This window comes from Algibacter sp. R77976 (assembly GCF_044594645.1).
Taxonomy (GTDB): Bacteria; Bacteroidota; Bacteroidia; order Flavobacteriales; family Flavobacteriaceae; genus Algibacter_B.
Genome location: NZ_CP138989.1, coordinates 3,203,149 through 3,226,482, shown reverse-complemented (window position 1 = coordinate 3,226,482; position 23,334 = coordinate 3,203,149). Strand labels below are relative to the sequence as shown.

Here is a 23,334-nt window from a genome sequence, read left to right as displayed (position 1 = left end):
ATTTATGAAAAATTACTTACACATAATATTATTGTTTTGTGTATCAATTAATTATAGTCAAGTTGGTATAAACAATACAACTCCTAAAGCAGCTTTAGATGTTTCTCCAACATCAGTTACTGCTCCAGCATCTAACGATGGTTTTTTAGTTCCTAGAATAAATGTTTTTCCTGCTACTAATCCTATTGCCGATCAAAATTCTATGATGGTATATCTTAATTTAGATCAAACAGCAATAAATATTAATGGTACAGCTAAAGATTATTCTTCGGGATTTTATTATTGGGATAATGCTCAAACAGATTGGATTCGATTTTTACAACAAACTGGCTGGACCATAAGTGGTAATGGTAATACTAATAGTAGCACACATTTTTTAGGAACAACTAATAATCAAGATTTAGTTTTTAAAAGAAATAATATAGCTTCTGGATTATTACATACATCCAATACGGCTTTTGGGGTTAGTAGTTTAGCAGCAAATACATCTGGCTCTAGTAATACTGCTATAGGTGCAAGTGCTTTAACTGCCACTACAACGGGTATTAGAAATACTGCCGTAGGTCAAAATGCGTTACATAATAACTTAGGAGGCAGAAATACGGCTATAGGATATGCTTCTGGCGATACTAATACAAATGGAGATTTTAACACCTATATTGGTGTTGATGCAGATGCGACAAATAACAATTTACAATCTGTAGTAGCTATAGGTAATAACGCCGAGGCAACACAACAAGATGCTATTTCAATAGGAAGAAATTCGGATGCCTACGGAACAAACTCAATTTCAATTGGAAGGAATACAGGAAGTAATGGACTAGGGGCTGTTGCTATTGGAGCAAATAGTGACGCTACTCTACAATATGGTTTAGCTTTTGGCGGAGATGCGCAATCGGTAGCGGTAAGATCTACAGCGCTTGGTTACAGTAGTGAAGCAACAGCGAATGATGCTGTGGCTCTAGGAAGTAATTCTTCAAGTGCAGCAAATAATGCCGTGGCAATTGGTTCTTCAGCTAGTGTTAATGGGGTCGATTCAATTTCTATAGGAAATTCAGCTTTAGTTTCAACTAGTAATTCAATAGCTATAGGGAGTTCAACAGAGGCTACAGGAGATCGCTCAACATCAATAGGAGAGCAATCTACAGCTACAGCAACATATTCCCTTGCTTTTGGAAGTATTGCTACCGCTTCAGGTTATCAAGCAACTTCAATTGGTAGAAATAGTGAGTCAAACGCGCAAGACGCTATTGCTATTGGTAGTAATTCTAAGGTAGAACAACAAGGTAGTATAGCTATTGGAGATGCCGCACAGGTTGATGCAACAGAAGCATTAGCCATTGGTAACGGCACTTATGTTAATGGGAGTTCTACAAGATCTACCGCTTTAGGTTACCAAGCTAGAGTTTTTGGTTCAGCAAATAATTCAACCATATTGGGTAATGGTTCTAATATTAGCAATGGTGTTACAAATAGTATTGCCTTAGGTAATAGTAATAATATTTCTGGTAATGCCCAAAACGTAGTAGCACTAGGTAATAACATAACAATCGATAACGGAAAATCTAATGCAGTTGGTATTGGGTATCAAGCGTCACCTACGGCATCTAATCAAATAAGGTTAGGTAATGGATCTGTAACAGAGGTTGTAACTTCGGGAGTGGTAAAAGCAAATAGTTTTTTAGCAACAGGAACAAATACTACTTATCCAGATTATGTTTTCGAAGATTATTTTAATGGCGCTTCACTAATAAAAAAGGATTACAAGTTTAATTCTTTGGAGAGTGCAGAGTTATTTGTTAAGAAAAACGGGCATTTACCAGGTGTTAAATCTTATAGTGAAGTAATGAAAAATGGCTTTAAATTAGATTTAACAGATGCAACAATTAGCAATCTAGAAAAAATTGAAGAACAGTTTTTATATATCGTAGAGTTAAATAAAAAGCTAGAAGAAAAAGAAGAGAAAATTCAATCTCAAGACGCAAATATCCAAGCTTTAGAAAAACGATTAGAACGTATTGAAAAATTACTTTTAGAAAAATAAAATTATAAAGCCCTTCTGGAATTCTATTTTTATGGCGCAACCACAAGGGTCGGGCTATCCGTTATAAGTCCTCGCACCTCCTAATGTCGGGCTGTGGGCTTTCCACTACTATCCCTTGCGCACCCATCCGCTTAAACCATAACCAAACAAAAATCCGTTTTTTCCACGATACATCGTGACTTAGTGTCCCTGCCTGCCAGCAGGCAGATTTGAGAGACAAAAAAAGTTCCAAATTTCAATATTACTTAAATGCTAAAAAATACCTAATTCAACCATACATTCTCGCATAACCGTATAACTGCGCTCAATATCAGCATCCAAACCAATAGAGAAACGAATTAAACCATTACTTAAGCCCATTTCCTTTTGCTCATTTTCTGGGATTTCTGAAGAAGTAGAACTTCCAGGCGCGCTAAACAACGTTTTATAAAACCCGAGACTAACCGCTAAATAACCTAGTTTTTTACTTTGCATAAGCTCCATAAGCGCGTTAGCTTTTTCTAAAGAACCAACATCAATGGTAAGCATGCCCCCAAAGCCGTAATCCTTATTCATCATGCTCTTAAATAATTCATGTGAAGGATGCGATTTCAATCCCGGATAAACCGTTTTTAAACCATCGGCTTCAAATTTTTCGGCAAGAAATAAACCATTTTTACTGTGCTGCTGCATTCTAATATGCAAGGTTCTTAGGTTTTTTAATATCGAAGCCGCTCTCAAACTATCCATGGTTGCTCCTAAAAGCATAGAAGCACCGTCGTTTACGTTTCTCATTTCATTTATAAAATCTTGAGAGCTACAAACTACACCGCCAACAGTATCACTAGAACCATTTATAAATTTTGTTAAACTGTGTATTACAATATCTGCACCAAATTTTGCTGGCGAAATAGATAATGGCGAAAACGTATTATCAACTACTAATTTTAAGCCGTGTTTTTTTGCAATATTTGCTAAACCACTAATATCCGCAACCTCTAATAATGGGTTACTTACCGCTTCGCAGTATATAATTTTTGTGTTTTTAGTTATGGAAGCTTCAACAACATCAAGTTTGGTAATATTAACAAAAGATGTTTCAATATTAAATTTTGGAGTAAAATTTTTAAGAAATGCATAAGTGCCTCCGTAAATGGTTCTACTAGAAACTATATGATCTCCGGCATTACATAGTTGCATAATTACAGATGTTATTGCACCCATTCCAGAGGCCGTTACATTAGCAGTTTCTGTGCCTTCCATAGCAGCTAATGCTTCACCTAAATATAAGTTTGATGGTGTAGAATGGCGAGAATATAAGTAGCACCCATCTGCATTACCTTCAAACGTATCAAACATGGTTTTGGCAGAGAGAAAAGTGTAAGTAGACGAATCGGAAATTGAAGGATTAACACCTCCAAACTCTCCAAAATATTGTAAATCTTGTATGTTATTTGCTAGATTAAAAGACATAGAATTGGTTTTAGTATTTATACAATATTCATTAATGTTAGTTTAAAAAACAACAGTTATTTATTTTATTAGAAAATAAATCTAAAAAATTCATTATTTTAGATTTTAATTTTATTTCAGGATGGTATTAATCTCTTTTAACGATATATTTTAAATCATGATTTTCGATTCAACCGACAAAAAACTACTAGAACACCTTCAAAAGGATAGTAAACAAACCAATAAAGAACTGTCTAATAAATTAGGCTTGTCTGTAACTGCGGTTTACGAGCGTATTAAAAAGTTAGAAAGAGAAGGCTATATAAATAGTTATGTTGCTGTAGTAGATAAAGAAAAAGTGGGAAGGAATTTTGTTGTATTTTGTCATGTAAAACTTGTGCAACACAGTCAAGAATTTGTAAAACGCTTCGAGAAAGAAGTCACTTCCATAAATGAGGTTTTAGAGTGTTACCATTTAAGTGGCGATTACGATTATTTACTTAAAATTATTGTTAAAAACATGGCCGAATACAGAGAGTTTATGGTAAATAAGCTAACAAATTTAAACCATATTGGTAGTACACACAGTATGTTTGTTATTACCGAAGTAAAGTATACTAACGCTATTAGTTTCTAAATGAAATCTGTTACCTATAAAATTATAGAACTTTTTATCATATTTATAGTCATTCCTATAAGTTTTGTGCTGGAGTATTCTCCTTGGCTTAAATTAAGTATCGGGCTTTTTGGCTTTCTATATGTAACTTATGTATTGTTAAAGGTTGAGCATTTAAAATTTAAAATATCTAAAACCATAAAATGGCAGCCCTTTTGGAAATTAACAAGTATCAAATTCATATTTATAGCTATTATAACTACAGTATTTGTTTGGGTAACCGATAGTGAATCTCTTTTTAGTGTATTATTAAACAAACCCCTAAAATGGCTCATGTTGCTTTTTATTTATAGTTTTTTTTCTGTGTATCCGCAAGAATTACTTTATAGAACATTTTTTTTTAGGAGATACCGTAGTTTGTTTAAAAACCAATCTCTTTTCTTGTTTTTAAATGCAATATTATTTGCTTTAGCACACCTGTTTTTTGGTAGTGTATTGGTACTTATATTAACCTTTATTGGTGGTTTATTATTTGCGTATACATTTAAACAAACACAATCAACACTTTTAATATCTATAGAGCATGCCATTTACGGCTGTTGGCTGTTTACTGTCGGAATGGGATCTATGTTAGGATTTCCAACATAAATTATCGACGAAATGCGCTTTTTTACCACTTAAAACTACGGTAGTTAAATCTTTTTACTATTTTTAAGCAGCTATTATTAACCAAAAACTAACTTAAAACATGAAAAAATTAGGACCAATTATCCTTGGATTTATTATTGGAGCAGTATTAACGTATTATTTTTGTCCTCGACCAGTAGGCGATATGCCAACAATGCATGCTGAAAATAAAACACCTAAAGACACTATTTCTGTAGCTCAAGCAAAAATATTGAGTAAAAATTGGGCAAATAATAACCCTACTGAAATAGATTCTTTAATTGAAATTGAGGGTTCTAGAAAGAAAACACGTTCTGTATGGTGGTCTTTAAAGGAAGTTAATGAGTATTTAGCTTATGCACAAGCAAAATCTGATAGTTTAGGTTACACCATGACTGGAGTTCGTGTTTATTTAGGTAACTATGGTAATGTTAAAGATCCAATAAAAAAGAATCGAAACACCATGTTTATTGTGCCAACAGGACCAAGAAACAAATCTAAAGCAAGCAGTTTAAATATATTTTTACCACCTAGTGATGGTGATATTCCTGGACCACCTTTAAATGAAGGAGGCAATGGTAATGGAGGGTATCCACAATAGTATTAATGAATGACTTTTTATTAGAATATTATAGCACTATTACTTTTAGTGTAGAAATCTTAGCAGCTGTTACAGGTTTAATACTTTATAAAAAGTATAAACTAACAGTTGCTAAATATTTTATATGGTTTTTAGTTTACCTGACTATTTTTGATTTTATTGGATCTAATTATGTTAAGCATATTTATAATAATGGCTTTTTAAGTTTTTTAGAAGATTCTGTTTTAGCTAAAAACTTTTGGTTATATACCATATATTGGAAGATAGGTGCTCCAGTTTTTTTTGCATTTTTTTACTTTAGAATTATAGGTGATGTTTTTTTAAAAGCTATAGTTAAATATACTGGTTATGGTTTTTTGTTTTTTTCCATTTTATATGTAGTTTTCAACTGGAGTGATTATTTTATTCGTTTTTTTCCTATAATTAGTGTTTTAGGTGCTATAATTATTTTTTTATGCACTATATTTTATTTCATTGAAATATTATTAAGTGATAAAATATTAACCTTTTATAAATCCATTAACTTTTATATTAGTGCTGCTATTTTTATATGGTGGCTTATTATTACCCCTTTAGTGTTTTATGATATTTATAATTCAAATAAAGATTGGAATTTCATTTTTTTAAAATGGCAAATTTATTTATTTGCTAATATAGTTATGTATTCAACTTTTACCTTTGCTTTAATATGGTGCAGACCGCAGAAAAATTAGCTAGTACAGCTTCAGAACGCTATTTATTAGTGTATATGATATTAGTATTAATCATCATTACATCTTTAGTTATTGTATTTTTTGTTGTGTTTCAAAAGCGAAAAAACAAACTACTTCAAGATAGAATAAAACAGCAGCAAGCTTTTGAAGCAGAAATTGTACAAGCACAAACCGAGGCTCAAGAGCAAACCTTAAAAAATATTGGCTGGGAGTTACATGATAATGTAGGGCAGTTATTGTCTTTTGCTAGTATGCAATTAAGTATTTTAAAAATGCAAGTTGCAGATGATGTTAAAGAAAAGTTTAAAGACACCTCAGAAGCCTTAAGCAATGGGTTAAAAGAAGTTAGGGCACTTTCAAAAACATTAAATAATGATGTTATTCTAAATATTGGTTTTGAAAAATCCATTACCAATGAATTGGATCGAATGAAAAAAATGAAGTTTGCATCTGCAGAACTCAAAATAATTGGTGATAAAGTCAATTTTAATGATAGAAAACATGAAATTATAATCTTTAGAATACTTCAAGAGTTTTTATCAAATTCAGTTAAATATTCTCAAGCTAAAAACATTGGTATTACTCTCGATTACAAACCTGAAAAGTTAACTATAACAGCTACAGATGATGGTAAAGGGTTTGATATTAACGAGATAGAAAAGGGATCTGGCTTAATTAATATGAAAAGTAGAGCAGCGTTAATTAATGCGAGTTTAAATTTAAACTCTAAACCAGGAAAAGGTGTAGAATTGGTCTTAGATTATCCTTTATATTAAACGCTCTATTGTCATTTCGAGGCTTAGAGAAATCGCATAATCAAAATAACCAACAAATCATTTTATGAGATGTCTCAATTGTAACTCATTTCGACATGATAAGGAATCTTACCCAAAATATTTAAACATTGTTTTTAAGAACTTCAGTTTTCCTTTGTAAGGTGCGTAGCGTACAGGAGGATCAATCCAATTGCCCCGTTTTACAATAGGTTTCGTATTCGAAAAGGTATCAAAGCCATACTTGCCGTGGTATTGCCCTAATCCACTAGATCCAACACCTCCAAATGGAAGTCTGTGGTTTCCAAAATGAATAAGTAAATCATTAACAACCCCACCGCCAAAGCTAAATTTATTAATAGTTTCTTTTATAAAAGTTTTGTTTTTAGAAAAGACATATAGAGACAAGGGTTTATCTAAATTCCAAATGATTCTATCAATATCTTTTTGAGTATTAAATGTTAATATTGGTAAAATAGGACCAAATATTTCTTCTTGCATAACTGGTGTATCTAAATCTGGTTCGTCTAGTAAAGTAGGGGCGATGTAACATTCGTTTTCATCCATTTCACCACCAAAAATAATAGTCGATTCTTTTAGTAAATTAGAAAGTCTTAAAATGTTCTTCTTATTAACTATTCTCGGGAAGTCTGGAGATTCTTTTGGGTTATTACCATATCTTTTAATTATCTCGGCTTTTAGAGCTGTAATAAGATCTTGTTTTTTATTAGACTTTACAATTACATAATCTGGAGCAATACAGGTTTGTCCGCCATTTAATAATTTGCCCCAAACTAATCTTTGGGCAACAAGATTAAAATTAACGGTATCATCAATAATACAAGGCGATTTTCCACCTAATTCTAAAGTCAAAGGAGTTAAATGGTTTGCGGCGGCTTTTGCAACAATTTTACCAACTGTTGTGCTTCCTGTAAAAAAGATATAATCCCATTTTTGAGATAATAATTCTGTAGAAGTTTCAACACCACCTTCAATCGAGGTTGCTATGGTTTCAGGAAAAACCTTTTGAATTATTTTTGTAATTATTTTTGATGTATTGGTAGTTAATTCGCTTGGCTTTAAAACTACAGTATTTCCAGCTGCAATAGCCATTATTAAAGGTTCTATGGCTAAAAGAAATGGATAATTCCAAGGCGCTATAATTAGCACAGTTCCAAAAGGCTCTTTGTAGATATAGTCTTTTGAAGGAAATGTTAATAAAGAGGCTTTTATACGTTTTGGTTTAGCCCATTTTTTTAAATTTTTAATCGCAAGGTTTACTTCAGAAAGAACAATTCCTATTTCGCTTAAATACCCTTCAAAATGTGATTTTTTAAAATCTGAATTTAGAGCTTCTAAAATGGCCTGCTCGTTTGCTAGAATTTCTGCTTTTAAGATTTTTAAAAGATATAGTCTGTAATTTATATCTTTTGTTTTCTGAGACTTAAAGAAAGCCTTTTGAGCGTGAACTATTTCTGAAATTGATTTCAAAATTTTATTTTAAAGATATGAAAATTTAAAGACAAGCTCTCCAAATGGCATCATTTGGTAAAGGCGCATCAATTGAAATAGGTTCGTTTTTTACAGGGTGTATAAACTCGATGTGTCTAGCGTGTAAACTGATGCTTGCATCTTTATTACTTCTATCAAAACCATATTTTAAATCGCCTTTAATTGGGCAGCCTATATTTGATAATTGCACACGTATTTGGTGGTGTCTGCCAGTTTCTAAATTAACTTCAAGCAGAAAATAGTTATCTAGCTTTTTTAATACTTTATAATGAAGAATGGCTTTTTTACTTTCTGGAACTTCTTTTATATACGCTTTAGATTTGTTGTTTTTAGGATTCTTTTTTAGCCAATTAATAAGGGTGTCTTCTTGTTTTGAAGGTTCGTTTTTCACAAGCGCCCAATAGGTTTTATTAATATCTTTTGAAACAAATAGTTTGTTTAACCTTGGTAAGGCTTTGCTTGTTTTTGCAAAAATAACAAGACCAGTTGTAGGCCTATCTAACCTATGCACGGTTCCTAAATAAACGTTTCCTGGTTTGTTATATTTGTCTTTAATGTAGTCTTTAACTACGTCACTAAGAGGTTTGTCGCCAGTTTTATCACCTTGTACAATATCGCCAGCGCGTTTGTTTACAATAATTAAGTGGTTGTCTTCGTGTAAAACTTGAAGATTGTCTTTATTGGAAAGAGTTTTGGGTTTTTGGATCACTCGATTTCTAGATTTTTGGATTATTTTAGAGTGGATTTAAACTTTGAGGTCATTTTTATGATAGATTCTAAGCTTCTTGATAATCTACTCTTTTTCCAGAATTCCAGGTCTTTAAATCGATGCATATATTAGTATCTATAGTATTAAACGACAGGTATGATGTTTAGATTTATTGGAGTAATCTTTGAAAAATCTAGCAACCCAAAAATCGAATAATCGATATTAATATTTCTCACTTGCATTTGGGAAATCCTGAGATTTCACATCATCAACATATTGTGAAATTGCTGTAGTCATTTCGTCATATAAACTTAGGTAACGGCGTAAAAAGCGTGGGTTAAACTCATGCGTCATACCAAGCATATCGTGTAATACTAAAACTTGTCCGTCTACATCTGGCCCAGCACCAATACCAATAATTGGAATACTAACACTTTCGGCTACTTGTTTAGCAAGTTTAGCAGGAATTTTTTCTAAAACAATAGCAAAACAACCTACTTTTTCGAGCATTTTGGCATCTTTAATAAGCCTATCTGCTTCTTCTTCTTCTTTGGCACGAACAGTATAAGTTCCAAATTTATAAATAGATTGTGGTGTTAAACCTAAATGTCCCATTACAGGAATACCAGCATTTAAAATACGTTTAATAGATTCTTTAATTTCTTTACCGCCTTCCATTTTAACCGAGTGTGCGCCACTTTCTTTCATAATCCTAATGGCAGAACGCAAGGCTTCTTTGGGATCACTCTGGTAGCTCCCAAAAGGTAAATCTACTACAACTAAACATCTATCTATGGCTCTAATTACAGAAGACGCATGATAAATCATTTGATCTAAGGTAATGGGTAACGTAGTTTCATGACCAGCCATAACATTACTTGCAGAATCGCCTACAAGAATAACATCGATACCAGCACCATCTACAATTTTTGCCATAGTATAATCGTAGGCGGTTAACATAGATATTTTTTCGCCATTGGCTTTCATATCTACTAATGTTTTAACGGTAATGCGTTTATATTCTTTTTTTGCTACAGACATTTTTTAATGTTTATGATATGCTGTAAAAGTAATAATTAAACTTTTAAAAAAATATGTAAATTAAAAGAATGACGATAATAACTTAAACTCTAATCTATAACCATTCGAAAAGAGAAATTCTGAATCCTCTAAAGCAATCATCGGCACAATTATCAGGAACAAACCCACAATTAGATAGAATACCAAAATTATTAGTTTCAAAATATATGGTATTGTGGTTTTTATTTACTGAAAGATAATTTTCAATACAAGAATTGTATAATTCATCCATGGTTAATGTAGCAAAACCATTTTCATGTGTATTTAAATCTTTTGAAGTTTCAAGATAAGAATCGGTTATTATTTTACTACCATTTGATTCATCAAATTGGAAAGCTTCGTAAGCTCTTGAAATTACTGTGCCTTTTTGAATAATTAAAGTTGTATTTGTTCCATAGCCTACCCAAGATGACGTGCTTGTTGTGTAAGTATATGAGTCGTTATTTTGTTTTTTGAGTGTATTCCATTCCTCTAAACTAGAATTGTACTCTGAGGTTTCTTCTTGATCACATGAAAATGCAGTACATATTAATAATGCTAAAATGAGTTTCTTCATAATACTTTTTTTAGAAGATGCTACAATATAAAAAAGTTGCGTTTAAAAAAACAAAAAAATGGGAGTATTAAAAATGATAAAAAAATAAAGTTTTTTGAGTTTGACAGAGTAGAAAAACTGTGACTGCTAATTAAAACTAAAAAATAGCTTTTAAGAAAATATACTGCAATTAAACCCGTGCAAGGGATTGCAGAGGAAAGCCCACAGCCCGACTTTGGAGGTGCGAGGACTTGCAACGTAAAGCCCGACCTTTGCGGTTGCGCCCAAAAAAAAACAAGAATTGACAGAAGACCAATGACCGAAGATAGATTGCCTACTTCGACTGTGACTGCTAACTTAAATAAATATGACACTATGACATATTTTTTTTGTTGGCATAAAGATTGACTTATTCAACTTGAAATTAAAAATGAACATTCAACACAATAAATAAAAAATATTATGAGTAAAATTATTGGAATCGATTTAGGAACAACTAACTCTTGCGTTTCTGTAATGGAAGGTAACGAGCCTGTTGTTATCCCAAACGCGGAAGGTAAACGTACTACACCATCTGTAATTGCCTTTGTAGAAGGAGGAGAGATTAAAGTTGGTGACCCTGCAAAAAGACAAGCAGTTACAAACCCAACTAAAACGGTTTATTCTATTAAACGTTTTATGGGTAATAAATATTCTGAGTCTAAAAAAGAGGCAGAACGTGTACCATATAAAGTAGTAAAAGGTGATAATGATACACCTAGAGTAGATATTGATGGTCGTTTATATACGCCACAAGAATTATCGGCAATGATTCTTCAAAAAATGAAGAAAACTGCTGAAGATTATTTAGGAACAGATGTTTCTAGAGCAGTAATTACGGTGCCTGCTTACTTTAATGATTCGCAACGTCAAGCTACTAAAGAAGCTGGTGAGATTGCTGGTTTAAAAGTAGAGCGTATTATTAACGAACCTACTGCGGCTGCTTTGGCTTACGGTATGGACAAAAAAGGTACAGACCAAAAAATAGTTGTATTTGATTTTGGTGGAGGAACACATGATGTATCTATCCTTGAATTAGGAGATGGTGTATTTGAAGTATTGTCTACTGATGGTGATACACACTTAGGTGGTGATGATGTTGATGAGAAAATTATTAACTGGTTAGCAGATGAGTTTCAAGCGGATGAGAATATGGATTTACGTAAAGACCCAATGTCTTTACAACGTTTAAAAGAAGCTGCTGAAAAAGCGAAGATTAAATTATCATCTTCTGCACAAACAGAAATTAACTTACCTTATATTACAGCTACTGCAAGTGGACCAAAACACTTAGTGCGCACATTAACACGTTCTAAATTCGAGCAATTAATCGACGATTTAGTAAAACGTACTATCGAGCCATGTGAGTCTGCTTTAAAAGCTGCTGGTTTATCTAAATCTGATATTGACGAAGTTATTTTAGTAGGTGGTTCTACACGTATTCCTGCAGTACAAGCTGCCGTAGAGAAATTCTTTGGAAAAGCACCAAGTAAAGGTGTAAATCCTGATGAAGTTGTTTCTTTAGGAGCTGGTATTCAAGGTGGTGTTTTAACTGGAGATGTTAAAGATGTATTACTTTTAGATGTAACACCTTTATCTCTTGGTATTGAAACTATGGGTAACGTATTTACTAAGCTTATTGAAGCGAATACAACGATTCCTACTAAGAAATCTCAAGTATTCTCTACAGCGGCAGATAATCAACCATCTGTAGAAATTCACGTATTACAAGGTGAACGCGCCATGGCTGCTGATAATAAAACAATTGGACGTTTCCATTTAAGTGATATTCCACCAGCAAGACGTGGAACGCCACAAATTGAAGTAACGTTTGATATTGATGCCAATGGTATCATTAAAGTATCTGCTGAAGATAAAGCAACTGGTAAGAAACAAGATATTCGTATCGAGGCTTCTTCTGGATTAAGCGAAGAGGAAATCGAGAAAATGAAAGCTGATGCTGAAGCAAATGCTGAAGCGGATAAAGCTGCGAAAGAAACTGCTGATAAATTAAATGAAGCAGATGGAATGATTTTCCAAACAGAAAAGCAATTAGAAGAGTTTGGTGATAAATTATCGGAAGATAAAAAACAACCAATCGTTGATGCTTTAGCTGAGTTAAAAACGGCTTATGAATCTAAAGATTTAGAAGTTATAACTCCAGCTTTAGATAAAATTAACGAAGCTTGGAAAGTAGCTTCAGAAGAAATGTATAAAGCACAAGCCGAAGCGCAAGGTGGTGAGCAACCAGGACCAGATGCTGGTGCAGGTGATGCACAAGCTGAAGGTAATGATGTTGAAGACGTAGACTTCGAAGAAGTGAAGTAGTAATAAAAGCTTGAAGTCGGAAGACTGAAGCTTGAAGTAAAAACGCAATCAGAAATGGTTGCGTTTTTTTGTTTTTAATCAACTATAATGTTTAATATAACTTGAAGTTTCGACAGCGTCAGAATCAACGATTTTTTGATTTTTAATTTAGCTAAAAATGTCTACTAGACATTCCAGAAAGCGAAATAGTGTTTCAAGACCAAATGAACAAATAAAACCGTTTCTTTGCAAAGTCAATTTCTTTTTTAAATAAGTTTACTTAATGTCCTTTTCAAATAAGATAAAGTCAAATTACCAACCTAAGCGTCTTGCAGTAAAATTAAATGCAAAAGGCGAACAGTTTGTTGTTCAAGGGCATCCATGGGTGTTTTCAAATAACATCACCAAAATTAATGACGATGCCAAATCAGGAGATTTAGCAATCATTTTCAGTAAAAACAAAAACCGTGTTGTTGGACTTGGCTTATATGATGCCAATTCGCCAATACGAATAAAAATGCTACATAGCAGCCATGAGAAAGCAGAAATTAATGGTGCATTTTTTCAAAATAAAATAGCAGAAGCTTATAATAAAAGACAACCTTTATTAAGAACTAATACCAATAGTTATCGACTCCTTTTTGGAGAGAACGATGGTTTTCCCGGCTTAATAGCAGATGTTTATGCTTCGGTATTAGTAGTAAAAATATATTCTGAAATCTGGTTGCCTTATTTAGAAACGATTATTCCAAGTTTACAGGAAACTTCAGGGGCAGAAACCGTAGTTGTTAGGTTAAGCAGAAGTTTAGAACAATCAAAAGCACATAAACTTGAAAATGGTGAAGTCGTTTTTGGAACCTTAGAAAACGAAGTTGTAGAATTTGTAGAACACGGTGTTAACTTTTCGGCAAACGTTATTAAAGGCCACAAAACAGGTTATTTTTTAGACCATCGTGCCAATAGAAAGCAAGTAGGTGAGTGGAGTAAAAGTAAAACGGTTTTAGATGTGTTTAGTTATGCTGGCGGATTCTCAGTACATGCTCTAGCTAACGGCGCCAAAGAAGTAACAAGTTTAGATATAAGTAAACAAGCTTTAGAAATTGCTATTGAAAACGGTAAACTAAATAATTACGCAGGTAATCATAAAACCATTGCTGGCGACGCTTTCGCGGAATTAAAACAACTCATAAAAAATAGAGTAACCTTTGATGTAGTCGTTATCGACCCACCAAGTTTCGCAAAACAAGCCTCGGAAATTGAACTAGCAAAAAAGAAATATGCGCAATTAGCAGACTTAGGTGCAAAGCTAACCGCTAAAAACGGCTTATTAGTTTTAGCGTCATGTTCTTCCAGAGTTTTGGCTCAGCAATTTCTAGATATTAATAGTCAAACATTAGCGTCGTCAAACAGACGGTTTAATGTCGTTTTAAAGACAGAACATGACACAGATCATCCAATTGGCTTTCCCGAAGGCGCGTATTTAAAATGTGGCTATTACCGTTTTAAAGATTAGATAAACTCACCTTTATTATTGGTTCTAACTGTTATTATGTTCTCGCCATCATTTTTTAATGTCACTTTGTAAACTTGTTCTCGAGCGTCTTCATCACAATGAAATTTAATAACATAAACATCTTCAATAATGTTACTTTTTGGGTATTTTTCAGAGATAGAAGCAATTACAGCTTCAGGTAATCTTATGTTATTATATTTTTCGTGAGTTTTCACAATTTTACCGTCTTTATTAAAAGATGCAACTATGCGTCCTTCAGGAATTTGAAAAGTAACATTATAAATATCATTTTTAGAATCATATAAATCAGACAAGTTAGAAGGGTTATATTCTAAAAGTGCTTGTTCTAATTTTTTAACATATGTGCATGTATTTTCAGAATCAATAGAATGCATATATTCTGAATTTATTGATATAATAGTTTCTGAAAGTTCAACTGTTTGAGCATTGACTTGGATGGTTAATCCAAAAATAAATAAACCAAGGACTAATTTTTTCATGACATAGGATATTATTATTTAAAGCTCAAAATTAACTATGCATGCATAGTAAAAAAATGATAAAAGTCATAAAACCAGTTATTTAACTAAATTTTTGTTGTCAAAAACTATAACTAATTGATTACTAGGTATTATGCATGCATAATATTTTACTATATTTGAAAAAAAATTATCATGGTAACCAAACTTACTCAACTTTTAAATATTAAATATCCAATAATTCAAGCACCCATGTTTTTGGTATCCAATGTTGCCATGGTTAAAGAAGCGATGCTTGGCGGTATTTCTGGGTGTATTCCGGCTTTAAATTATAGGACTTTAGATGAATTACGAATGGCTTTAAGAGAATTAAAAGCTGTTAAGCCAGAAGGCGGTGCTTTTGGGTTTAATCTTATCGTAAACAAATCTAACGTAAAATATAAAGGGCAGTTAGAAGTGATTTGTGAAGAAGGTTGCGATTTTATAATCACCTCTTTAGGCAGTCCAGAAGAAACTATTAATCAAGCGCATAAAGCCGGTATAAAAGTATTTTGTGATGTAACCGATTTACGCTTTGCTAAAAAAGTAGAAGGCTTAGGCGCCGATGCTATTATTGCGGTAAATAATGAAGCTGGTGGACATCGAGGCAACTTATCGCCGGAGGTATTAATAAAAGAATTAAGTGCAAATTGTAGTATTCCGGTAATTTCAGCTGGAGGTGTCGGGTGTAAGGCCGATATTGATGAGATGTTGAGCTACGGAGCAGAAGGTGTTTCGGTTGGAAGTCCATTTATAGCTTCAATCGAGGCTGGTGTTACAAATGAGTATAAGCAAGCTTGTGTCGATTATGGCGCTAAAGATATTGTTATGACCGAGCGTATTTCAGGAACACCATGTACGGTAATCAATACCGATTATGTTAAAAAAATAGGTACGAAACAGACTTGGTTAGAATCTGTTTTAAACAAGAATAAGAAACTTAAAAAGTGGGTAAAAATGATTCGCTTTTCAATAGGTATGAATGCGACAAAAAACGCAGCAACAAAAGCGACCTATAAAACGGTTTGGGTTGCTGGGCCAAGTATAGAACACACTACTAAAATTCTACCAACAAGAGCTATTGTAAATAAGTTAGTTAATTAACCATAGCTATGTTTTTAAGGGTTTTGTTTTTATTTTTGCCAATAAATATGTTAAGTGTTGTACTTGCTACTAAACCACCAAAAGAGGTTGCAACCATCTCACCACTATCAAATCTGCCATCTATAATATATCCGTCATAAAACTCTTTAGAAAGCCCTACTATAGAGGCAGCAGCAATGCTGTACCAAAAAGCCTTTTTCTTATTTTTTGTTTTTGAATAAACATAGGTGTAAGTGCCTCCTGAAACTATAAACCCAGCACCAAAATGTAATCTATCATCTTTAGATACAAACTGGGCGCTACAAAAACTTGTAATCGTAAAAGCAATTAGTAAAGCAAGAACCTTAGTATTAAACATATTGATAAATATAAGTATAGATTTTAAAATTATTAAATTTGATTGTCATAATAATATAATTATTAATGAAAATAGAAAATATAGACCAACTTCGTGAATTATATGGCCACCCAAGTGGAAGAGCAAAAGCGAAAGTACTATGTCAATTAGAAAAGCACGCCATAAATTTTATTGAAACGTCACCTTTTTTAGTCATGTCTACTTCTAGTAGCAAAGGAAAAATGGATGCTTCGCCACGAGGCGGCGTTCCTGGATTCGTTAAAGTAATAGATAAAACAACACTTGTTATCCCTGATGCTAAGGGTAATTATAGAGTAGATAGTATTTGTAATATTGTTGAAACTGGCCGTATTGGATTATTGTTTTTAATCCCAGGTGTTGATGAAACTTTGCGTATAAACGGAAGCGCTTACTTATCTACCGATACTGAATATTTAAAGGTGTTTACAGAAGAACAAAATCTACCTAAAGCCTGCGTAGTGATTTCAGTCGAAGAAGCTTTTCTGCATTGTGCTAAAGCCTTTATGCGTTCTAAATTATGGGATGCATCAGCTCAAATTGAAAGAGAATCATTTCCAACCATGGGGCAAATGCTTAAAGATCAATTAGGTTCTAAAGAAACTCCAGAATCTAGGGACGCTATGATAAAGCGTTATAAAAAAGATTTGTAATTGGTTTAGTATTATAATTTCAATAATTTCGTAGATATAATAAATAACTAAAAACCTTTCCAAATGAATTTCAAATACATAGTATTAAGCTGCTTAAGCTTAAGTCTAATTTTTTCTTGTGGTAAAAAGAAAGCGCAACCCAAAGAGGTAGAAGTTATTAAAACTATTAAAACACCGAGTTTAGAATTAATATGGCAAACAGATTCACTATTAACGACTTGCGAATCGGTTTTGTATGATAAAGCATCGCAAACTATTTATGTAGCTAATGTAAATAATGGCCCATGGGAAAAAGATAACAATGGTTTCATTTCTACAATAAACGCCAAAGGCGAAATAACCAAATTAAAATGGTTAGAAGGTTTAAACGCACCAAAGGGGCTGGGATTATATAACGGTAAATTATACGTCAATGATATTGATGATTTAATAGAAGTAGACATAGAAAGCAGAAAGAAATCAAAGATTTATACTATTGAAAATAACCCGCAATTAAACGATATAACCTTAAGTCCAGAAGGTGTTGTTTACAGTTCGGGATCTAACTCTAACAAGATTCATAAATTAGAAAATGGACGCTTAACCGTTTTTGCTTCAAACCCAGAAGGGAAAAGACTCAACGGGTTATTATGGCAAAAAGAAGGTGTTTATTATGCCGATTTTGCCGAATCTGTTTTCGGTTTGGTAAACCATGAAGCTCCTAGTTTTAAAATGCTTACAAAAGACATTGGTAAGGCTGACGGGATTGTACGTTTAGATAATGGAGATTTCATAACAACGGGTTGGAGCGGACAGATTTTTTATATCTATGCTAAAGATTGGTCTGCCGTTAAGCTTTTAGATACCAGAGAGCAAAACATATCGGCTGCCGATATAGATTATATTCCAGAAACTCAAACCTTACTTGTACCAACCTTTTTTCATAACAGAGTTATGGCATACAAGTTAAGTTTGGGCGATTCTAATTAGAGTTTCAAAATGGAATGAAAAGTTTTTATTGATTTTTTGTAACTTATTCGGGTTGTTTAACGTCATACATAAACAATCAAAATAAAATTCATCAATCAAAAAATCATCTTATGAAATCACAATTCGATTTTTCACACGCAAAACAAGCTTTGTTTTTGCTGGCGTTATTAGTATGTAGTAGCGTTTCTTTTTCGCAATCAAAAGCCGAAAAAATAGATCAGCTTATTAGTAAATATCAAGACTACGGCAAGTTTAACGGCTCTGTTTTAGTATCAAAAAAGGGAAAAGTTATTTTTAAAAAAGGCTACGGAATGGCAAATATGGAATGGGATATTCCTAATGCGCCAAATACTAAACACCGTTTAGGCTCTATTACCAAACAATTTTCAGCCATGCTTATTTTACAATTGGCAGAAGCGGGTAAATTAGATTTACAAGCACCTATTAGCACATACCTTCCAGAGTATCCAAAGGAAACAGGAGATATAATTACGGTGCATCATCTTTTAACACACACCTCTGGCATACCAAATTACACATCGTTTCCTAAGTTTTTTGAGGAAGAAAGTCGTAATCCATATACACCAGACGAATTCGTCAAAAAGTTTTATGAAAAAGAACTAGATTTCGAACCAGGAAAGCAATTTAGTTATAGTAATTCTGGTTATTTCCTTTTAGGTGTTATTGTAGAAAAACTAACAGGAAACACTTATGAAGAACAACTTCATGAAAAGATTTTCACGCCCTTAAACATGACTGCTACGGGTTACGATAATCATGCAGATATTTTAAAAAACAGAGCCACAGGTTACGAAAAACAAGGTGGTGGTTATGTGAATTCGGCATATTTAGATATGTCTATTCCGTATGCTGCGGGCTCGATGTATTCTACAGCCGAAGATTTATACCTTTGGGATCAAGCCTTATACGGCAACAAAATACTGTCTAAGAAATATATGGATTTATTTTTTAAACCCTATATCTCCGCTTGGGGAGATAACCATTATGCGTATGGTTGGGGCGTAGGTTACGAAAACCTCGGTAAATCTAAAGATAGTATTTACGTTATTGCCCATGGTGGTGGTATAAATGGCTTTAATACCAATATTGCTAGAACACCATCAGACAAATCGTTAATTGTGCTATTAAATAATACAGGCGGCGCACCGTTGCAAAGTATGACTAAAGCCATTCTAGGTATTATAAATGATAAAGAATATAGTATGCCTAAAAAATCGGTTGCAGATGCTGTTTATGATGTTATTGAAATTGAAGGCATAGACGCAGGAATTACCCATTATAAAAGTATTAAAGCTAATGAAACTTATACTTTAAGTGAAAGTGAGATGAATGATATGGGGTATAAGTTAATGAGGAATGAAAAAGTTGAAGAAGCTGCTAAAGTATTCGAACTTATTATTGAAGCCTTTCCAAAATCATCAAACGCATATGATAGTTATGGTGAAGCTTTAATGACTTTAGGGCAAAACGATTTAGCTATTAAAAACTATAGAAAATCGGTAGAGCTAAACCCAAATAACCAAAGCGGTATAGAACATTTAAAAGATTTGGGAGATGATGTTAGCGATTTGGTAAAAGAAATTAAAGTCTCAGAGGCTATTTTAGACACCTATTTAGGCAAGTACGAACTCATGCCAGGCTTTGTTTTAACCGTTACTAGAGAAGGTAGTCAATTAAAAACACAAGCCACAGGGCAACCGGTGTTTGATGTGTTTCCAAAATCTGAAACCGAATTTTATTTAAAAGTAGTTACAGCCCAATTAACCTTTAATAAAAATGAAGCTGGAGTTGTAGATAGTGTAACGCTATTGCAAGGCGGACGTGAAATTACAGGTAAGAAATTAGCTGAATAGTTTATAGTTAAAATTTAATAATGGAACACCTTTCAAGTTTTTGGGAGGTGTTTTTTTCATTATTCTACAATTTTATAACTCCTTGGAATAGAATTTGTTTGTAACAAAATAAGAAGTTTTACTACATATAAGTAGAACCCATTTAAAACAAGAAAAAAATGATAATAAATAAAGCAACTATAACTCTAGGTATAATAGCAGGTACAGCCATTGGGGCTACCATTGGTGTTTTGTTGGCACCAGAAAAGGGTAGTGCCACAAGAGACAAATTAAAGAAAGAAGCAACAACTATTAAAGATCAGTTTGTTAGTGATGCTAAAGAAGTTAAAGACGATTTAAGCAAAACAGCGACTTCTGGTAAAGAAGTAATAAAAAAAGAATTTGTAAATGTGGCAACCAAAGCCAGTCATAAAACAGACGATGTTATTACCTTTTTAGAAAAGCAATTGGCTATTTTAAAGGCAAAAAATAAAAGTTTACAGAAAACGAGTTAGAACTTGTATTTTAAATAAATGCTGTCAATTGGAGTGAATTTTGCGATTGAAATGAGTGAAATTTGTATCGAGAATAAGTATTTAATCTTTTTAATACGATTTTTAAAACCTATTATGAGATTCCTCCGTTGTTGGAATGACAAGTTGGGATTTTACTTCATTTTGTCATTCCGAAGCATGAGGAACCTCATTGTCTATAGAATTATATTTATAAATTCAAATCGCTTATATCCTTTCTAGCAATATCGTGTTTTAAACGTTACAAGTATTGATGGTTTACACCCCTAAAGTCCCCTCAAGGGGACAAATCACTCAGTTCAATTGGAAGATTGTCCCCTTGAGGGGACTTTAGCGGTGTTTTTAATCATGGAGCCATTTTTCTTATATAATTTTAAGGCATAGTACTTACTAGCCTTAAAAATGTTTTTGTCATTTACTTAGAAAAAGTCTTTAAAAACGCCGTTTTTAATACCGTCCCATTCTTCCTTTAAAATACCATAGCAACAGGTGCTACGCTTAAAACCATCAAGCATAAGAATATCGTTTCTCAAAATACCTTCAAGCGTGCAGCCAATTTTTTCAACGGCTTTTCTCGAGCGTATGTTACGTTCGTCAATTGTAAAACCAACTTTATCAAACTTTAGAGTTTCAAAGGCGTATTGCAGCATTAAAAACTTCATATTCATGTTTAAACCCGTACTTTGAAATTCGCGCCCAATCCAAGTCCAACCAATAAATAAAACCTTATTGTGTGCATTTATATGCCCGAAACGCGTACAACCAGCGTAAGCCTGTTTTTCTTTATCGTAAATAATAAAGGGTAAGGCCTTATTTTCTTCAGCCCTTTTTAATGCGGTTTTTACATAGGTTTTTAAATCTTCTTCGGTGTCTATTTTACTTGGCGAGTATTGCACCAAGTTTTCTTGTTTTGCAATGTCTATGAGCTGCGTGTAGTTTTCTAAACTTAAAGGCGAAAGTTTAACACGGTTGTTTTCTAGAGTTGGTGTTTTCATAGTTATATTTTGTTATTCCCTCGTTTTGTCATTCTGGCGAAGAAGGAATCTCATTATTTGAATTTTATTTACTAAACATTATCCAAGCATTTTGTACTTTTACAACTGCGAATAAAGAAAGTCTTTATTCAGATTCGCGATTTCTCGGGAATGATAATTTCAACGGAAATCTCGATAAAAATATCGGGAAATCTGATCCAATAAAAATAAACTATTCTATGCAATTATCTAAAAAAGATATGTTGGAACAAGCGAATAAAGCTTGTAAAAACACCTTAATGGAAACCTTAAATATTGAAATTATAGATTATAGTGAAGATACTTTGGTTGCTAGAATGCCTGTTACGCCTAGAGTGCATCAGCCAGACGGTGTTTTGCATGGTGGTGCTACCGCAGCTTTAGCAGAAAGTGTAGGGAGTTTTGCGTCGCATATTTTTATAGATACCGATAAATTTTTTGTTCGTGGTATTGAAATTACAGCCAACCATTTAAAGAGCATAACAGAAGGTTTTGTTTATGCCAAAGCTACATTTTTACACAAAGGTAGAACCACACAATTAATAGATATTCGTGTAACGGATGAAGCCGATAACCTAATATCGATCTGTAAGTTATCTACCATTACTTTGCCTAAAAAATAAACATGACTTCAAACGATTTTTTTGAGCGTATTGAAGCGCATTTTATAAATAAATTACCTTTTGTAACCTATAGAAAACCTAATCAAGGGATTGTTTCTGCACGGTTGCAAAACGATTCGAGTTTACATTATACAAAAGATTTTAATGAAACCGGTTTTGTGTTTTCGCCGTTTGATGCTCTTGAAAAAACGGTGTTGATTCCCGATGAATTTTCAGAAGTTATAAGTATTTCAGAGCAGGTTGTTATTCCTGCGAATGCTGGAATTCGCTTAGTGAATAATGCCGTTTCAACAGCATCTAAAAATGTTCACATTAAACTCGTAAAACAAGGTGTTGAAGCAATTAATAATTCAGACTTAAAGAAAGTTGTTTTATCAAGACAAGAAAAGGTGCCGCTTTCAGAAGGTAATCCGTTTACTATTTTTAAACAGCTTTTAAAGACCTATACATCGGCATTTGTATATTGTTGGTATCATCCAAAAGTTGGGTTGTGGTTAGGTGCTACGCCAGAAACTTTAATTAAAATAGAAGGTAGCAGGTTTTCAATAATGGCATTGGCTGGCACACAAGATTATAAAGGCAGTTTAGATGTGGTTTGGCAAGATAAAGAGCAACAAGAACAGCAGTTTGTAACCGATTTTATAATTGACAACTTAAAACCATCGGTTGATAGTTTTAAAGTATCGGATGTTGAAACGGTAAAGGCTGGTAATTTGGTACATTTAAAAACCATGATTTCCGCACAGTTAAAACAAAACACACCTTTAAAACAAGTTATAGAAGCTTTACACCCAACACCAGCGGTTTGCGGATTGCCAAAACAAATGGCGAAACAATTTATTTTGGAAAATGAGAATTATAACCGCGAATTCTATACGGGTTTTTTAGGCGAATTAAATGGAGAGAAAACCATTGCACCACGATCTAGCAAACGCAACATTGAAAATAGGGCTTATGCTGTAACTAGAAAAAGCACACAGTTATATGTTAATTTACGGTGTATGCAACTTAAAGACCAAGAGGCGATTATTTATGTAGGAGGTGGTATTACCGAAAGCTCTAATGCCGAAAGTGAATGGGCAGAAACTGTATCAAAATCATTAGTGATTAAATCTATTCTATAAGTGGTAATTTAAATGGCTATTTTGTATTT

General features: G+C 33.1%; 23 protein-coding genes. 15 read left to right on the top strand and 8 right to left on the bottom strand.

Going from position 1 to position 23,334, the window contains the following annotated elements; translation table 11 throughout:
• Positions 1-4: 4 nt before the first annotated feature.
• Positions 5-2,044: a hypothetical protein gene (locus tag SJY43_RS13725; RefSeq protein WP_396601316.1), complete on the top strand. Its 2,040-nt coding sequence runs from the start codon at positions 5-7 to the stop codon at positions 2,042-2,044.
• Between the two features lie 252 nt (positions 2,045-2,296).
• On the opposite strand, the gene SJY43_RS13720 is transcribed toward SJY43_RS13725, so the two are convergent.
• Positions 2,297-3,496, bottom strand: coding sequence for an aminotransferase class I/II-fold pyridoxal phosphate-dependent enzyme (locus SJY43_RS13720; RefSeq protein ID WP_396601315.1), 1,200 nt, complete (start codon positions 3,494-3,496; stop codon positions 2,297-2,299).
• Between the two features lie 157 nt (positions 3,497-3,653).
• Here SJY43_RS13720 and SJY43_RS13715 point away from each other — a divergent pair, with 157 nt between their 5' ends.
• The 5 genes from SJY43_RS13715 to SJY43_RS13695 all read left to right on the top strand — a co-directional run bounded on the left by SJY43_RS13715 (position 3,654) and on the right by SJY43_RS13695 (position 6,847).
• Entirely contained in the window at positions 3,654-4,112 is a 459-nt protein-coding gene (locus tag SJY43_RS13715) for an Lrp/AsnC family transcriptional regulator (RefSeq protein WP_396601314.1), read from the top strand.
• Positions 4,113-4,739: a CPBP family intramembrane glutamic endopeptidase gene (locus SJY43_RS13710; RefSeq protein WP_396601313.1), complete on the top strand. Its 627-nt coding sequence runs from the start codon at positions 4,113-4,115 to the stop codon at positions 4,737-4,739. It abuts the gene before it with no gap.
• Positions 4,740-4,839: 100 nt separating this feature from the next.
• The gene (locus SJY43_RS13705; RefSeq protein ID WP_396601312.1) at positions 4,840-5,358 is read left to right on the top strand and encodes a hypothetical protein; all 519 of its coding nucleotides are present in this window, start codon (positions 4,840-4,842) and stop codon (positions 5,356-5,358) included.
• A 5-nt stretch (positions 5,359-5,363) separates the two neighbouring features.
• A complete protein-coding gene (locus SJY43_RS13700) occupies positions 5,364-6,071 on the top strand; it encodes a hypothetical protein (RefSeq protein WP_396601311.1) in 708 nt (235 codons plus the stop codon).
• Entirely contained in the window at positions 6,047-6,847 is an 801-nt protein-coding gene (locus SJY43_RS13695; RefSeq protein ID WP_396601310.1) for a sensor histidine kinase, read from the top strand. Before SJY43_RS13700 ends, SJY43_RS13695 begins: the two co-directional genes overlap by 25 nt.
• 108 nt (positions 6,848-6,955) lie before the next feature.
• Here SJY43_RS13695 and SJY43_RS13690 read toward each other — a convergent pair whose 3' ends face one another.
• From SJY43_RS13690 to SJY43_RS13675, 4 genes are all read right to left on the bottom strand, one after another.
• Positions 6,956-8,326 (bottom strand): aldehyde dehydrogenase, encoded by a 1,371-nt coding sequence (locus tag SJY43_RS13690; protein WP_396603417.1) that lies wholly within the window; start codon positions 8,324-8,326, stop codon positions 6,956-6,958.
• A 34-nt stretch (positions 8,327-8,360) separates the two neighbouring features.
• Positions 8,361-9,065, bottom strand: coding sequence for an RluA family pseudouridine synthase (locus SJY43_RS13685; protein ID WP_396601309.1), 705 nt, complete (start codon positions 9,063-9,065; stop codon positions 8,361-8,363).
• 222 nt (positions 9,066-9,287) lie between these two features.
• The gene (panB, locus tag SJY43_RS13680) at positions 9,288-10,106 is read right to left on the bottom strand and encodes a 3-methyl-2-oxobutanoate hydroxymethyltransferase (RefSeq protein ID WP_396601308.1); all 819 of its coding nucleotides are present in this window, start codon (positions 10,104-10,106) and stop codon (positions 9,288-9,290) included.
• Between the two features lie 94 nt (positions 10,107-10,200).
• The gene (locus SJY43_RS13675; protein WP_396601307.1) at positions 10,201-10,701 is read right to left on the bottom strand and encodes a hypothetical protein; all 501 of its coding nucleotides are present in this window, start codon (positions 10,699-10,701) and stop codon (positions 10,201-10,203) included.
• A 441-nt stretch (positions 10,702-11,142) separates the two neighbouring features.
• On the opposite strand from SJY43_RS13675, the gene dnaK reads away from it, so the two are divergent.
• Together dnaK and SJY43_RS13665 are read left to right on the top strand one after the other, a co-directional pair.
• On the top strand, positions 11,143-13,047 hold the full coding sequence (gene dnaK, locus SJY43_RS13670; RefSeq protein WP_396601306.1) for a molecular chaperone DnaK: 1,905 nt from the start codon (positions 11,143-11,145) through the stop codon (positions 13,045-13,047).
• Positions 13,048-13,309: 262 nt separating this feature from the next.
• Positions 13,310-14,539, top strand: coding sequence for a class I SAM-dependent rRNA methyltransferase (locus SJY43_RS13665; RefSeq protein ID WP_396601305.1), 1,230 nt, complete (start codon positions 13,310-13,312; stop codon positions 14,537-14,539).
• Here SJY43_RS13665 and SJY43_RS13660 read toward each other — a convergent pair.
• Positions 14,536-15,039 (bottom strand): nicotinate-nucleotide adenylyltransferase, encoded by a 504-nt coding sequence (locus SJY43_RS13660; RefSeq protein ID WP_396601304.1) that lies wholly within the window; start codon positions 15,037-15,039, stop codon positions 14,536-14,538. The genes SJY43_RS13665 and SJY43_RS13660 overlap by 4 nt on opposite strands.
• A 174-nt stretch (positions 15,040-15,213) precedes the next feature.
• On the opposite strand from SJY43_RS13660, the gene SJY43_RS13655 reads away from it, so the two are divergent.
• Positions 15,214-16,161, top strand: coding sequence for an NAD(P)H-dependent flavin oxidoreductase (locus SJY43_RS13655; RefSeq protein ID WP_396601303.1), 948 nt, complete (start codon positions 15,214-15,216; stop codon positions 16,159-16,161).
• On the opposite strand, the gene SJY43_RS13650 is transcribed toward SJY43_RS13655, so the two are convergent.
• Positions 16,154-16,519, bottom strand: a complete 366-nt coding sequence (locus SJY43_RS13650; RefSeq protein ID WP_396601302.1) for a hypothetical protein — start codon at positions 16,517-16,519, stop codon at positions 16,154-16,156. The two genes, SJY43_RS13655 and SJY43_RS13650, sit on opposite strands and share 8 nt — an antisense overlap.
• Positions 16,520-16,584: 65 nt before the next feature.
• Here SJY43_RS13650 and SJY43_RS13645 point away from each other — a divergent pair, with 65 nt between their 5' ends.
• From SJY43_RS13645 to SJY43_RS13630, 4 genes are all read left to right on the top strand, one after another.
• Positions 16,585-17,190 carry a pyridoxamine 5'-phosphate oxidase family protein gene (locus SJY43_RS13645; RefSeq protein WP_396601301.1) on the top strand — a complete coding sequence of 202 codons (606 nt, stop codon included), beginning with the start codon at positions 16,585-16,587 and terminating at the stop codon, positions 17,188-17,190.
• A gap of 63 nt (positions 17,191-17,253) precedes the next feature.
• On the top strand, positions 17,254-18,159 hold the full coding sequence (locus SJY43_RS13640) for a hypothetical protein (protein WP_396601300.1): 906 nt from the start codon (positions 17,254-17,256) through the stop codon (positions 18,157-18,159).
• A gap of 110 nt (positions 18,160-18,269) precedes the next feature.
• Positions 18,270-20,033, top strand: coding sequence for a serine hydrolase (locus SJY43_RS13635; RefSeq protein ID WP_396601299.1), 1,764 nt, complete (start codon positions 18,270-18,272; stop codon positions 20,031-20,033).
• A gap of 158 nt (positions 20,034-20,191) precedes the next feature.
• The gene (locus SJY43_RS13630) at positions 20,192-20,527 is read left to right on the top strand and encodes a YtxH domain-containing protein (protein ID WP_396601298.1); all 336 of its coding nucleotides are present in this window, start codon (positions 20,192-20,194) and stop codon (positions 20,525-20,527) included.
• A gap of 437 nt (positions 20,528-20,964) precedes the next feature.
• Here the strand turns inward: SJY43_RS13630 and SJY43_RS13625 are convergent, their stop codons facing one another.
• Positions 20,965-21,540 carry a GNAT family N-acetyltransferase gene (locus tag SJY43_RS13625; protein WP_396601297.1) on the bottom strand — a complete coding sequence of 192 codons (576 nt, stop codon included), beginning with the start codon at positions 21,538-21,540 and terminating at the stop codon, positions 20,965-20,967.
• 218 nt (positions 21,541-21,758) lie between these two features.
• On the opposite strand from SJY43_RS13625, the gene SJY43_RS13620 reads away from it, so the two are divergent.
• Positions 21,759-22,181, top strand: a complete 423-nt coding sequence (locus SJY43_RS13620) for a PaaI family thioesterase (RefSeq protein WP_396601296.1) — start codon at positions 21,759-21,761, stop codon at positions 22,179-22,181.
• Between the two features lie 2 nt (positions 22,182-22,183).
• Positions 22,184-23,305 (top strand): chorismate-binding protein, encoded by a 1,122-nt coding sequence (locus tag SJY43_RS13615; protein WP_396601295.1) that lies wholly within the window; start codon positions 22,184-22,186, stop codon positions 23,303-23,305.
• Positions 23,306-23,334 lie beyond the last annotated feature (29 nt).